12 protein-coding genes are annotated in these 13,398 nt (G+C 53.4%); 4 read left to right on the top strand and 8 right to left on the bottom strand.

The features are described from left to right. Window positions 1–168 precede the first annotated feature (168 nt). From BMW46_RS02350 to BMW46_RS02315, 8 genes are all read right to left on the bottom strand, one after another. Complete coding sequence (locus BMW46_RS02350) at window positions 169–1,008, bottom strand: type IV pilus assembly protein FimV (protein ID WP_143049072.1); 840 nt, start codon at window positions 1,006–1,008, stop codon at window positions 169–171. 317 nt (window positions 1,009–1,325) lie between these two features. Further along, a complete protein-coding gene (asd, locus tag BMW46_RS02345; RefSeq protein ID WP_074704117.1) occupies window positions 1,326–2,438 on the bottom strand; it encodes an aspartate-semialdehyde dehydrogenase in 1,113 nt (370 codons plus the stop codon). 62 nt (window positions 2,439–2,500) lie between these two features. Next, window positions 2,501–3,562, bottom strand: a complete 1,062-nt coding sequence (gene leuB / locus BMW46_RS02340; protein ID WP_074704116.1) for a 3-isopropylmalate dehydrogenase — start codon at window positions 3,560–3,562, stop codon at window positions 2,501–2,503. Between the two features lie 25 nt (window positions 3,563–3,587). After that, window positions 3,588–4,226, bottom strand: a complete 639-nt coding sequence (gene leuD / locus BMW46_RS02335) for a 3-isopropylmalate dehydratase small subunit (RefSeq protein WP_074704114.1) — start codon at window positions 4,224–4,226, stop codon at window positions 3,588–3,590. A gap of 20 nt (window positions 4,227–4,246) precedes the next feature. Continuing rightward, window positions 4,247–4,372 (bottom strand): entericidin A/B family lipoprotein, encoded by a 126-nt coding sequence (locus BMW46_RS02330; protein ID WP_074704113.1) that lies wholly within the window; start codon window positions 4,370–4,372, stop codon window positions 4,247–4,249. 47 nt (window positions 4,373–4,419) lie between these two features. Beyond that, the gene (leuC, locus tag BMW46_RS02325) at window positions 4,420–5,829 is read right to left on the bottom strand and encodes a 3-isopropylmalate dehydratase large subunit (protein WP_074704575.1); all 1,410 of its coding nucleotides are present in this window, start codon (window positions 5,827–5,829) and stop codon (window positions 4,420–4,422) included. 89 nt (window positions 5,830–5,918) lie between these two features. Then, window positions 5,919–7,067 carry an MFS transporter gene (locus BMW46_RS02320; protein ID WP_074704111.1) on the bottom strand — a complete coding sequence of 383 codons (1,149 nt, stop codon included), beginning with the start codon at window positions 7,065–7,067 and terminating at the stop codon, window positions 5,919–5,921. Between the two features lie 184 nt (window positions 7,068–7,251). After that, window positions 7,252–7,803 carry a PRC-barrel domain-containing protein gene (locus BMW46_RS02315; protein WP_074704109.1) on the bottom strand — a complete coding sequence of 184 codons (552 nt, stop codon included), beginning with the start codon at window positions 7,801–7,803 and terminating at the stop codon, window positions 7,252–7,254. 445 nt (window positions 7,804–8,248) lie between these two features. Between BMW46_RS02315 and egtB the strand changes: the two genes are divergently transcribed. The 4 genes from egtB to mnmC all read left to right on the top strand — a co-directional run bounded on the left by egtB (window position 8,249) and on the right by mnmC (window position 13,368). Further along, window positions 8,249–9,559: an ergothioneine biosynthesis protein EgtB gene (egtB, locus tag BMW46_RS02310; protein WP_074704108.1), complete on the top strand. Its 1,311-nt coding sequence runs from the start codon at window positions 8,249–8,251 to the stop codon at window positions 9,557–9,559. Then, window positions 9,556–10,533: an L-histidine N(alpha)-methyltransferase gene (gene egtD / locus BMW46_RS02305; RefSeq protein WP_081355629.1), complete on the top strand. Its 978-nt coding sequence runs from the start codon at window positions 9,556–9,558 to the stop codon at window positions 10,531–10,533. The genes egtB and egtD overlap by 4 nt, the downstream gene beginning before the upstream one ends. A gap of 171 nt (window positions 10,534–10,704) precedes the next feature. Further along, window positions 10,705–11,454, top strand: a complete 750-nt coding sequence (locus tag BMW46_RS02300; RefSeq protein ID WP_074704107.1) for a TerC family protein — start codon at window positions 10,705–10,707, stop codon at window positions 11,452–11,454. Window positions 11,455–11,514: 60 nt separating this feature from the next. Continuing rightward, on the top strand, window positions 11,515–13,368 hold the full coding sequence (mnmC, locus tag BMW46_RS02295) for a bifunctional tRNA (5-methylaminomethyl-2-thiouridine)(34)-methyltransferase MnmC2/FAD-dependent 5-carboxymethylaminomethyl-2-thiouridine(34) oxidoreductase MnmC1 (protein WP_074704105.1): 1,854 nt from the start codon (window positions 11,515–11,517) through the stop codon (window positions 13,366–13,368). Window positions 13,369–13,398: the final 30 nt, after the last annotated feature.

The raw sequence follows: 13,398 nt of genomic DNA, 5'->3' as shown, positions 1-13,398 counted from the left end.
GATACTTGTACCGGATCTGCCCAAGGAATTTTTAAACACGTTTCGGGAAACGGAAGTAATGGCGTATAAACAGATGCTCTCCAGCGCAATAGTGGGTGCTGATTGACTAGTCCGTCATCGCCCACCGCTTTCGCACGGGCCATCCCGTACGGATCTTACGCTTTCCCGCTACAGAACGAGTGCCCACGGGAGCGGTTCCTCTTCTTTTTCCCGTTCATCTGTTCCAAAAGACCGTTTTTTGTGCCACTCGGCCGTATGCACCATCACTTCCTGATCGGCTTCCCCTATTGTTATCATATTGATTTCACTGCTATCCGGTATTCTCAGGACGAATCCCGTCTTGAGCTGATGCATGTTGTTGCCAGAAAATGCCTCGGGGTTTGCGCGAAACAGTGCCACCAGTACCTGATTGAAGCTTGCTTCAGGAGGAAGCGCGATATTTTTTGCGATTCCTGATAGGGTATCGCCTGATTTTACGGGACCATAGATCCGATAGGATGAGTTTGACGCGGGTGCTCCTGAAAGGAGCCCGGTTTGTCCTGATGAGAAGCCATCATGCGCTATAGCCGGATCTGTTTTACCATCTGCAGAGTCAATCCGGGGATAGCAATGCGATGCCAGCTGAGCTGACTCATTTTCCCGGAACGATGCACCCGTTTCGGCAAGGGGTAGCAAGGCAGTATATTCACGCAACAAATGTCCCGACGCCCAGTTCAACTCAATCAGGATATTCAGGAACGGTTCATCAACGGATTGCGGAGATACAATCCGGATATAAGGCTGACCCTCCGGACGGATTTCAATAGTGGTTTTAAACGTGGATAAAAGCGGAGAATAATCGACATTTACCTTGCGGAAAACATCATATGATGCAAGGTGGGCATTCAGGGAAGATTTCTCTTCTGTTGTTACCGCCACCAGATCGATTTCTGCCTTGAACGGCTGCCCTTGCACAGAATTGACAGTGAGCCTTCCCAGGCCTGCTGCGTGACTGGCTTCCACCGGCATTATGGCGGCCAGAAATGAAAAAAACAGACCGCACTTAAACCTCGACTTCTGCACAGCAGTATACTCTCAGGGGGGAATAACGCCCTATCCCTTGACGAAGATCGGGAGCCCGATCAGACATGGGGTGCATGCATGCCAGACGTGCACCCGGGTCTCGTTCGCGAAGAAAGCGGGTTACCATCGAAGGATAGGCAATCTTCAATCGGACGACTGTGGAAAAATGACTCTCGAAAAGGCGCAGGGGAAGCTCCAGAAGATGGAAATCAGGCGGCACGATGTCTTGATCCACCGTGCGCCTTTGCCGCTTCTATCGGTTCTCAGGCCGCCACCAGAATTCTGAGCATTCTGCGCAGCGGCTCTGCGGCGCCCCAGAGCAACTGGTCTCCCACAGTGAATGCAGAAAGATACTCGCCGCCCATGGCAAGCTTGCGCAACCGGCCAACCGGTATTGTCAGCTTGCCGGTAACCGCAGCAGGAGTCAACTCTTTCAAGGTATGCTCCCGCTCATTGGGAACGACCCTTACCCAACTGTTCGAAGCGGAAAGCACGTCTTCAACCTCATCCAGCGGAACATCCTTCTTCAGCTTCACGGTCAGCGCCTGGCTGTGGCAACGCATGGCCCCTACACGAACACAGATACCATCCACGGGAACCGTTCGTTCACCACGCCCCAGTATCTTGTTTGTCTCGGATTGTCCCTTCCATTCTTCCCGTGTCTGCCCGTTGCCCAAATCCCTATCTATCCAGGGGATGAGACTGCCTGCAAGCGGCACACCGAAATTCTCCGTTGGAAAATTTTCATCACGAAGTGTTCCCGCCACTTCACGGTCGATATCGAGTATGCCGGCCGCAGGGTCATCCAGCAGATTTTTCGCCACGCGATGCGCTTCGCCCATTTGCAGAAGCAATTCCCGCATGTTCTGTGCGCCGGCGCCAGAAGCTGCCTGATAAGTCATGGCGCTCATCCATTCCACCAGTTCTTCTTTGAAGAGCCCGTTCATGGCCATCAGCATCAGGCTGACGGTGCAATTGCCTCCGATATAATTTTTTATCCCATCGTGCAGAGCCTGCTCGATAACCGGCATGTTGACCGGGTCAAGTATGATGACAGCATCATCTTTCATCCGCAGCGTGGAGGCTGCATCGATCCAGTAACCCTGCCAGCCTGCTTCCCGCAGCCGGGGAAAAATCGCGCCGGTATAATCCCCTCCCTGGCAGGAAATCAGGATGTCCATGGACTTGAGCTCGTCTATATCATTCGCGTCCTTCAGCGGCGGGGCCTCCTGGCCGATATCCGGTGCTTTGCCGCCCTTCTGCGAAGTGGAAAAGAAAGTTGGCTCAACCAATGCAAAATCATTTTCTTCCCGCATGCGTTGCATGAGAACTGACCCTACCATGCCACGCCAACCGATAAAACCGACTCGTTTCATTGATATCTCTCTTTTGGAAGAAATCGTGGTTTGATTCAACCACAGGATATGAAGTGCCGTAGCTACAAACCTGCCAGAACCGCATCACCCATCGCTGCGGTTCCGATTCTCATCTTTCCTGGCTCGTAAATATCCGCAGTCCGGTATCCATCAGCCAGCACCTTTTTCACTGCCCGCTCGATTCGGGATGCCTCCTCCTCCCGATCGAAGGTATAGCGCAGCATCATCGCAACCGAAAGCACGGTGGCTAGAGGATTCGCCATGTCCTTGCCGGCGATATCGGGAGCAGAACCGTGTATGGGCTCGTAAAGTCCCTTGTTCCGCTCATCGAGCGATGCCGAAGGCAGCATGCCGATCGAACCGGTCAGCATGGATGCCTCATCCGACAGAATGTCACCGAACATGTTGCCTGTCACAACCACATCGAACTGCCGGGGATTGCGTACAAGCTGCATGGCCGCATTGTCCACCAGCATGTGCGAAAGCTCCACGTCCGGATATTCACCCGCCGTTTCGGTCACCACGTCGCGCCACAGCTGGGTTGATTCCAGTACGTTCATCTTGTCGACAGAGCACAGCCTGCGACTACGCTTGCGCGCTGCCTGGAAAGCCACCCGCGCTATTCTCCGGATCTCGGCTTCGCTGTAAATCATGGTATTGTAGCCGATGCGCTGACCATTCCGTAATTCAATACCACGCGGCTCGCCAAAGTAAATATCCCCGGTCAACTCGCGCACGATCAGGATATCGAGTCCGGACACCACCTCGGGCTTCAGCGTGGAAGCATCGGCAAGTTCAGGATAAAGTACCGCAGGCCGGAGATTGGCAAACAGGTTCAAGGCCTTCCGTATACCAAGAAGGCCTTGCTCCGGCCTGAGCTGCCGGGGCAGCGCGTCATACCGGGGCCCGCCCACTGCCCCCAGGATTACGGCATCTGCCTCATTCACCAATCTGCGCGTTGCCTCGGGAAAAGGCTCGCCCGCTGCATCTACCGCGCACCCCCCCAGCAACCCCTGTTCCAGTTCCAGCTTCAACCCATCGCTTCTCAGCGTTTCCAGCACGCGCACTGCCTGCGCGACAATTTCCGGACCGATACCATCTCCGGCCAGAATTGCTATTTTCATAAAGTCCTTTAAAGGGGAAAGTCTGTCAGGCGAACAGCCACGGCTGTTCTACGCGGCGCTTTTCTTCGAACGCGCGGATTTTGTCCGCGTGCTGCAACGTGAGACCGATTTCGTCCAGACCATTCAGCAGACTATGCTTGCGGAAAGGATCGATATCGAAAGAGAAAGATTCTCCGGCAGGAGTGATCACCGATTGCTGCTCCAGATTGACGAGCAATCGGTACCCTTCGGTGGCCTCGACCTCTCGGAACAGTTGATCCACCCGTGAGGTGTCGAGCACGATGGGAAGCAAACCTATTTTGAAGCAGTTGTTGAAAAAAATATCGGCAAAACTGGGGGCGATGATTACCTCAAAGCCGTAATCCTGTAATGCCCAGGGAGCATGTTCCCGGCTGGATCCGCAACCGAAGTTGGCGCGCGCAAGGAGTACCTGGGGATCGCGGTAACGCGACAGGTTAAGCACAAACTCAGGGTTGAGTTTACGAGTGGCAGGGTCGATGCCTGGCTCGCCATGATCCAGGTATCGCCATTCATCGAAGAGATTTTGCCCGAAACCGGACCTCTTGATGGATTTCAGAAACTGTTTGGGGATGATGGCGTCGGTGTCGACATTGGCCCGATCCAGCGGCGCCACCAATCCCTCGCATGAATGAAACTTTTTCACTGCTGATTACCGTTTTGCAATTATTTTGCAGATTTTTCCAGCGCTTCTCCGCCGCTCTGGACGTCTTTGCCCACGCCCTGAATGGTGTGGCAGGCAGACAGGCCAAAGGCAGTGATCAAGGCAGCCATTACTGTCAGCATTCTCATCACAACTCCCTGTAGTGTAAAAAAACCGCTATGGTTGTACTGGAATTCTAATATATTTCCCTTACATCCACAAAATGTCCCGCGACTGCGGCGGCGGCGGCCATTGCAGGACTCACCAGGTGAGTTCGTCCCGCAGGACCCTGCCTGCCCTCAAAGTTACGATTGGAAGTGGAAGCGCATCGTTCGCCGGGCTCCAGCCTGTCGTCATTCATTGCAAGGCACATCGAGCAACCCGGTTCGCGCCATTCAAACCCCGCATCGCGAAATATCCTGTCGAGCCCCTCCTGCTCTGCCTGATGCTTGACCAGGCCGGATCCCGGCACGACCATCGCAAGCTTGATGCTCTTCGCAATACGACGGCCCCTTACCACCTCGGCGGCGGCCCGCAAATCCTCTATGCGCGCATTCGTGCAGGAGCCGATGAATATCTTGTCGGGGCGAATTTCACTGATCGGGGTATTGGGAGCCAGCGCCATATATTTGAGCGCCCGCTCCATGTCATGGCGCTTCACCGCGTCTGCGATTTCTGTCGGATCAGGCACCTTTCCATCTACTGTCGTAACCATTTCCGGAGAAGTTCCCCAGGTTACCTGCGGCTTGATCGAGGCTGCGTCCAGTTGAACCCCCTTGTCAAAGCTCGCACCCTTGTCACTCTTCAGGGTACGCCAGTAGGCAACCGCTTTTTCCCAGGGATCGCCTTTAGGTGCAAAGGGACGGCCCCGGAGATATTCAATGGTGACATCATCCACTGCCACCATTCCTGCACGCGCACCCGCCTCGATCGCCATATTGCAGAGTGTCATGCGCCCTTCCATCGATAGCCCACGAATCGCGCTGCCGGCAAACTCGATCGCATAGCCTGTACCTCCGGCAGTACCGATCCTGCCGACAACGGCAAGCGCTACGTCCTTGGCGGTAATGCCATGACCGAGATTGCCCTCTACCACGATCTGCATCGTTTTTGATTTCTTTGCCACCAAGCACTGTGTCGCCAGCACATGCTCCACCTCCGAAGTACCTATGCCAAAAGCAAGGCAGGCAAAAGCGCCATGCGTGCTGGTATGCGAGTCGCCGCAAACCACTGTCATCCCTGGCAAGGTGGCGCCCTGCTCCGGTCCGATGACATGCACGATGCCCTGGCGTCGATCGTTCATCCTGAATTCGGTGATACCCAATTCCTCACAATTCTGATCGAGCGTTTCCACTTGCAGGCGAGATACCGGATCGCTGATGCCATGATCTCGCCCGGTGGTCGGCACATTGTGGTCTGCTACCGCCAGAATGGAATTGAGGCGCCACGGCTTGCGTCCGGCCAGCTTCAACCCTTCGAACGCCTGGGGGCTGGTCACCTCGTGTACGAGGTGGCGATCGATATATAGCAGCGCCATGCCTTCCGGATCATCGGATTCTTCGTGCACCACATGGCTTTGCCAGAGTTTGTCGTATAACGTTTGCATTTTTGTGGAAATGGGAATAACGGCTTCAAATCTTGATATTTCATTATCCCATAATGAAATATCAAGGAACAGCAAGAGTGAGGTAATTGTCACGCGGACCGGTCGATGTCCATCTTCCAGACTACCAGCCCCAGGCCGAGCAGCACGGCCATCGCACTGATCGTAAAAGTGAGCCCTGCCCCCAGCCAATCCCAGGAATAACCGCTGAATATGCCGCCAATAGTGCCACCGAGCCCGAATGTGAGGCTGGTGTAAAGCGCTTGCCCTTTCGCCTGATGGCGCCCCCCGAAGAGCCGGTGCACAACCATCATGGCTGTGGCGTGATGCGCCCCGTAGGTTGCGGCATGCAACACCTGTGCGGCCAATATGACAAAGGGCCATTCTACACCCCAGCCTATCATCAGGAAGCGTGCTACGGCACAGCCGAAACTGAACACCATGATCTGTTTCATGCGGAATCGGCGCATCAACTGCGGCATCAGGAAAAATATGCCGATCTCACAGATAACCCCTGTGGCCCACAGCCAGCCTACGAGACTTTTGCTGTATCCGTACTCGACAAGATAAATCGAGTAAAAGGTGTAGTAGGGGCCATGCGCAAACACCATCAACAGGCACGCTGCAAAAAAGGCCAGTACTTCCGGCCGTCGGAATATTTGTGGAATGGAATGCTCGGTGGCGGGATGCGTTACTGTCCCGATTTCAGGAATGAGGCGTGAAAAAAAGACGATACCGAGCTTGAAGCCAAGGATGGCCCATAGCAGTGAGTTGATACTGGTTTCATCCAGCAGATAACCAACGCCGGTTACCGCCAAAATGAATCCTACTGAACCCCAGACCCGGATGAGTCCGTATTTTGTGATGCTTTCTCCAAGGTATGAAAGCGTCGTTGCCTCGATCAACGGCAGGGAAGCGCTCCAGAAAAAACTCATCAGCGCCATGATCGCAAACAGCCAGCCATAGGACTCGCCGAGAAAAACACCGCAGTAGCTGACCAAGCCTGCAATTGCAGCCGATCGTACAATGAGCATCCGCTTGCCGACGTGATCTGCAAGCCAGCCCCAGGCAGCCGGGGCAAAGATGCGAGTGACATGCAGCAGGGACATGAGCACGCCGATCTGAAAGGAAGCAAAGGAAAGGGATTTGAGGTAAAGAGTCCAGTAAGGAGCAAAGGCGCCAATAAAGGCAAAATGGAAGAAATAGAAGCCGGAAAGACGCCAATAGGGGATGGATTGCATTTATGCGAGTTTACAGGCTATTTGACAGATCATTTAACCAGCCTGTAACGCGTATGCGGTTTAAAGCACGATGTTCTGCGCCTGTTGCCCGCGTGGTGGAAGGTCGAGCAGTTTTGCAACCCATAAAACAAGGGGTGCAGGATAATCCTGCACCCCTTGTTCACCTGACACTACTTAACAGTTTTTACTTGTGCGTGTGAAAGGTATCGTCGGTTTTGTCTTTCACGTGGTCAGCGCCGACCGGTGCAACCGGAATGATCCTTTCATTGTTTCGATGGGCAGAGGTCGTATAGTCTTTCTTGGATGTGGTTTCGTAGCTTGTATCCATGTAAGACTTCGTTCCATAGTAGGAATTGATGGTGTTCTGCCAGGATGGATCCGCCATATCCGGCCAGTCATCCTTATCGAATCCCGGCGCGGAGTTGAGGCGTTCTTTATCCACGTTGAGGATGAAGCGCTTATTCTCAGTATCGAGCGTCAGCGCGCTCCAGGGCACGGCGAAGAGCTTATCCCCCATTCCCAGAAATCCACCGAAAGACAGCACGGCATAAGCGATTTTGCCGTTGTTCATGTCGAGCATGATTTCCTTGATGTCGCCAAGATCTTCGTCCTGGGTGTTGTATACATCCTCGCCAATAAGAGTGTCCGCCCCCATCAGACGGGGCCCGGGTCCCTTCCCTTCCTCCTTGCCATACTTCTTGTACATGCCGTAGGTATCGCGATCTGTGTAAGCCATGATTATCTCCTATGAAAGTATGAAATTAGTAAATTCTTAAAGGTTACTGCTTGGACTTCCTGTTAAGAACTTCTCTGCATTTCACCCTCACCGCTTCGATCCGGCTTCTGCTGCTTCCTGCCAATGTGCCGGTCCTTCTCTTCCTCGAAGCGCCTTAGACACATACAGAATGCTTCAACCGGGAAAGAGGGTCAGTGCGGTATCGAACAAAAATTGACTTTTCCGGTATATCGCACCCAATTCACGATCATCAGAACTTATATGTCTGAAAGCGTACAGAGTACATCCTTTCTCTTTGAGGAAAATTGCAACAAGAACTCGTCGTCGACAAGGGATAAGAAATGAAGGAAGGCAGGGATTTGCCTGCTTACACGAAAGGAAAGATATCCCTTCCAACCGAAATGAGTCTCGTCACGATAGATAAATGTCACACGGATAAATAATCATGCCAAAAACACTCAACCGGCCTGTCGAATTATCGCCATTGCCGACATGGCTTCAACGATATCGTGAAATTCGCAGGCAGACGTTGAAACTCGTTGAGACGCTTGGGCCGGATGATCAGATGGTCCAGTCCATGGCCGACGCGAGCCCGTCCAAATGGCATCTCGCCCATACCACATGGTTCTTCGAGGAATTCATCCTCGCGCAGCATTTTCACGGTTATGCCCGTTTCGATGAGCGATTCAGCTTCCTCTTCAACTCGTACTACAAACGGCTGGGAAAGCATCCGCATCGCTCTATTCGGGGTACGTTTTCCCGTCCCACTCTCGATCAGGTTCGTCTTTATCGTGTCTACGTAGACGATGCCATGGAGGAGTTGCTCGTGCGTGAAGCTTCAGCCGAAATTTTACGATTGGTCGAACTGGGGTTGAATCATGAGCAGCAACATCAGGAATTGATCGTTACGGATATCAAACATGCGTTCTGGACCAATCCCCTGCGGCCCAGTTACCAGCCGGAACGAATACGCGTTGTTGCAGCATCCGCAACGGCTGCTCCACCGTTGAAATGGTATTGTTTTGACGAAGGCATCTACCAGATAGGGGACGATACGTCCCATTTTGCATTTGACAACGAATTACCGCGGCATCCCACTTATCTCAGTCCCTTCCGCATTGCCTCCCGCCTTGTAACGAACGAGGAGTACCTGGAATTCATGGCCGATGACGGTTATACGCGGCCGGAATTATGGCTGTCGGATGCCTGGGACCATGTATGCGAGAATCAATGGACAGCGCCGCTCTACTGGGAACAGATGGACGATGGCTGGCGCCAATATACCTGCCGCGGCACCATGCCGCTCGATCCGAGCGAACCGGTATGCCACGTAAGCTTTTACGAAGCGGATGCGTTTGCGCGTTGGGCGGGGGCCCGACTGCCAACGGAATCTGAATGGGAAGTTGCTGCGAGATCCAGCAGATGCTCGACCATTTCTGCAAACCTGCTTGAAAACGAAATTTATCATCCCGCGCCAGCTGTTCATTCCAAATCGCAACAACCGAGAATGCAACAGATGCTGGGCGATGTGTGGGAATGGACCTCAAGCCCTTATTCCGCCTATCCTGGTTACCGTCCGCCGACAGGGGCGGAAGGGGAATATAACGGGAAATTCATGTGTAACCAGATGGTCCTGCGCGGCGGCTCCTGCGTTACACCGCGGTCTCATATACGAGAGTCATACCGCAATTTCTTTCTGCCACAGAAGCGTTGGCAATTCTCCGGGATACGTTTGGCTCATGACGGGGTTGCATGATGATTGGATCGAAACACATCAACCGGAAACCCGCCTCTGTTCCGCTTCCTTCGATCGCCGAAGATGTGCTGGAAGGCTTGTCTCGTACTCCAAAAAGCCTACCGCCGAAATTGCTTTATGATGCTGCCGGCTCCGCCTTGTTTGAACAGATCACCTGTCTGCCGGAATATTATCCCACTCGGACGGAAGCGGGCATACTGACGGTCCATGCGGAGGAGATATGCAACCATCTGCGCCGCAATGTCTCGGTCAGCGAACTCGGTGCCGGAACCGCAACCAAGACCCGCATTCTGCTGCGTTCTCTTGTGCAGCGGCAATTCGGCGTGAACTATTTTCCGCTCGATGTCTCCGATGCTGCCTTGCAGTTGGCCAAGGATGAAGTGGAAAGTGAATTGAGCAGGGTGAAAGTTCACCCTCAGGTGGGCGATTTCGACAACCTGACATTTCTTGAACATCAGACTCCGCCGCGCCTCGTTCTTTATATCGGTTCCAGTATCGGCAATCTGGAAAACGACGCCGCGATCACCTTGCTGCAGAACATTGCACGGAACCTGTCAACCGGAGATAAACTGCTGCTCGGGGCAGATCTCGTGAAAGATATCAACGTCATGCATGCTGCGTATAACGACGACGCGGGCGTGACTGCTTTGTTCAATAAAAATCTTCTTGTCAGGATCAACCGGGAACTGAGCGGGCACTTCGATCCAGAATCGTTTTGCCATATCTCATTCTGGAATGAGGCAGAATCGCGCATTGAACTGCATCTCGAAAGCGCTTACCGACAAGAGGTCAGGATAGATACGCTTGATATGACGTTCCACTTTGACCGGGGTGAACGGATTCATACGGAAAACAGTTACAAATACACCGTTGAGCATCTCGAAAACCTGCTCCGATCCGGAGGCTTCCAGGTCGAACATACTTGGACAGATCCTGATTCCTGGTTTGCGGTCAGCCTTGGCGTGATAACATGAAGAACTGCTCAGGTTTCTGATCCGATTGTACGATTTCCGGCACCTACGGCACCCGGGCATCCGGCCATTCGCTGTATCAGTATCAATACTTGCTAAATATAAATAGCAAAATCACGGATAGTACGTTCAAATAAAAAGTCTGCACCGGGGAATTGAGAATGAGGAGTAGGGATGTTTGAGTGGCTGACAAGCCCGGAAGCATGGGTTGCACTGCTGACGCTGACTACGTTGGAAATTGTTTTAGGTATCGACAATATTATCTTCATCTCAATCCTGGTAGGACGCCTTCCCGAAGCCCAGCGAAATTTTGCCAGAAGGATGGGCCTTGGCCTCGCGATGCTGAGCCGGCTTGCTCTATTATTCTCGATCTCCTGGGTAATGAGCTTGACCAAACCCTGGTTTGCAATTTTTGGCAGTTCCATTTCAGGGCGCGACATCGTATTGATCGGGGGAGGACTCTTTCTCCTGTTCAAGGCAACCCATGAAATACACAACAGTCTGGAAGGTACGGACAACAGCAGCAGGAACATCTCCGCCACGAGCATAGGCATGGTCCTGCTACAGATTACCATCCTCGATATCGTGTTCTCGCTGGATTCCGTCATAACGGCTGTCGGCTTGGTCGATCACATTACACTGATGGCTATTGCCATCATTCTCGCAGTTCTGGTCATGCTACTGGCGGCTAAACCAATAGGAGATTTTGTAGAGAAACATCCGACAATCAAAATCCTCGCCCTTTCCTTCCTGATACTGGTGGGCGTTACCCTCATCGTCGAAGGCTTCGACGTCCATGTTCCGAAAGGCTACATCTACTTCGCCATGGCATTCTCGGTCACTGTGGAATTTCTCAACCTTCGATTACGCAAGAAAACAGTGGAACCAGTCAGATTGCACCGGCACATAGACAACGTCGATTGACGAGGGATCTTGACGAGGGATCTGGCTTTTCGCCAGCATACCGGCTGAATTTTCGCTCGCATGCTTGACTGGCAAAACGGACACCTGTATTCCGCTCGCTTCGGTGACGTCTATTTCTCAAGAGACTCGGGACTGGAAGAAAAACAGTACGTCTTCCTGCAGGGCAACCGGCTGGCCGACCGTTTTGGCTCGTTGCAGCCTGATAGCGCGTTTTCCATTGGAGAAACGGGATTCGGCACAGGATTGAGCTTTTTATGCACTTGGCGGCTATTCGACCAGATTGCATCCCTTCGGACCAGTCTTGATTTCTTCAGTGTTGAAAAATATCCGCTCGATGAAAAAGAACTGAGCGCAGCGCTGGCGCTTTGGCCCGAACTGTGTCCATACGCCGATGAACTTATGCTGCGCTGGCCGCGGCGTGTACCCGGATGGAATCGGTGGAGTTTTGCCGGGGGAAGAGTACGTCTCACGCTGGCAATAGAGGACGTGGCCGAGGCGCTGCCTGAAACGCAAGGTATCGATGCATGGTTTCTTGACGGCTTTTCACCCGCGCGAAATCCAGAAATGTGGACACAGCAGATTTTCCACTGGATTGCGCGCGCGTCGCGAGCAGGCGCAACCTTTGCGACCTATACCAGTGCCGGCGTTGTTCGTCGCGGTTTGGAACAAGCAGGGTTTCAGGTCAAAAAAATATCCGGCTTTGGCCGTAAGCGTGAAATGCTGCAAGGTGGCCTTCCTGGCCCACCTCCCATTCGACCTGCTCCCTCCACCGCGATCGTTATCGGAGGGGGAATAGGGGGATGTGCCGCTGCTTCGGCGCTGGCCAGCCGTGGACTTGTAGTTGAACTTCTGGAATCACAGACCCTTGGGGCGGGCGCGTCAGGCAACCCGATTGGTATACTGCATGCCCGCCTGAGTGCAGGAATGAATGCCCTGCACCGCTTTGTGCTGGCATCCTACGGACATGCGCTCGCCTTGCTTGACGAAAAACTACCCGTTGATGGCGTCATGCGAAGTGAATGCGGAGAACTGCAGTTGTCATTCTCCGCCGAAGAAGCAAGACGAATCGAGAAGCTTGCGACCCTCGACTGGCCCTCGCATGTGTTCCGACCGGTAGATGCGGTTGAAGCATCGGCCCTTGCGGGAATTGAGCTTTCATATGGTGGCCTTTGGTTCCCCGGTAGCGGTTGGCTTGCTCCGCCTCAACTTTGTGCAGCATTGCTTGGCAGTCAGGCTATCACCCTGTATACCGGTCGCACGGTAAAATCACTTACCCCAATGAGCCATGGCTGGCGGGTGCAAGCGGAAGATCAGAGGAAGCAAGCGTGGTCCCTGGAGGCTGATATAGTTGTAGTTTGCACCGGGTATCAGGTGAAATCGCTTCCAGCGTTGGCAAACCTGCCGCTAACCCCGGTACGCGGGCAGCTTACCTTGATCCCTGCAACAACCGCAAGCCAGAATCTCCGCACCATCGTATGCGGAAGCGGCTATCTCGCTCCTGCTGTTGCAGGACGACATGTGGTGGGAGCAACCCATCGTTTTAACGATACATCGATTAACTTGAATATATCGGAGCATGCGGAAAACTTATCCAGACTGCGAGAAATTTCTCCCGTGCTCCGCAGGCTGAGTGACGATGTAAGTCAAGATACCAGGCAGCTTGAGCAATTGGATGGGCGCACATCTATCAGGGGGTCTGTTCCAGGCGCCATGCCGCTCGTCGGCGAACTTTTGCCCGGACTGTATACCAGCCTCGGCCATGGAACGCGTGGACTGATTACCGCGGGACTTTCGGCCGAATTGGTCGCCGCAACCGCGTGCGGGCAACTGCTGCCGTTGCCATTGTCCGTTGTCAATGCGCTCTCGCCTGTCCGAAGAGCTTCTCCCGCTATTCCGGTTTCAATCAAAGGATAGGATGTACAAAGGATAGGGTGTACTAGAGTC

The organism is Nitrosospira multiformis (assembly GCF_900111585.1).
GTDB lineage: Bacteria > Pseudomonadota > Gammaproteobacteria > Burkholderiales > Nitrosomonadaceae > Nitrosospira > Nitrosospira multiformis_B.
The sequence above is the reverse complement of the archived record's forward strand: the minus strand, read 5'-3'. Positions and strand labels throughout refer to the sequence as shown.

Coding starts and splice junctions, on each gene's coding strand:
- BMW46_RS02350 (WP_143049072.1), bottom strand. CDS start 1,008: ATGCCGGTGGAAGCCAGTCACGCAGCAGGCCTGGGAAGGCTCACTGTC.
- asd (WP_074704117.1), bottom strand. CDS start 2,438: ATGAAACGAGTCGGTTTTATCGGTTGGCGTGGCATGGTAGGGTCAGTT.
- leuB (WP_074704116.1), bottom strand. CDS start 3,562: ATGAAAATAGCAATTCTGGCCGGAGATGGTATCGGTCCGGAAATTGTC.
- BMW46_RS02330 (WP_074704113.1), bottom strand. CDS start 4,372: ATGAGAATGCTGACAGTAATGGCTGCCTTGATCACTGCCTTTGGCCTG.
- leuC (WP_074704575.1), bottom strand. CDS start 5,829: ATGCAAACGTTATACGACAAACTCTGGCAAAGCCATGTGGTGCACGAA.
- BMW46_RS02320 (WP_074704111.1), bottom strand. CDS start 7,067: ATGCAATCCATCCCCTATTGGCGTCTTTCCGGCTTCTATTTCTTCCAT.
- BMW46_RS02315 (WP_074704109.1), bottom strand. CDS start 7,803: ATGGCTTACACAGATCGCGATACCTACGGCATGTACAAGAAGTATGGC.
- egtB (WP_074704108.1), top strand. CDS start 8,249: ATGCCAAAAACACTCAACCGGCCTGTCGAATTATCGCCATTGCCGACA.
- egtD (WP_081355629.1), top strand. CDS start 9,556: ATGATGATTGGATCGAAACACATCAACCGGAAACCCGCCTCTGTTCCG.
- BMW46_RS02300 (WP_074704107.1), top strand. CDS start 10,705: ATGTTTGAGTGGCTGACAAGCCCGGAAGCATGGGTTGCACTGCTGACG.
- mnmC (WP_074704105.1), top strand. CDS start 11,515: ATGCTTGACTGGCAAAACGGACACCTGTATTCCGCTCGCTTCGGTGAC.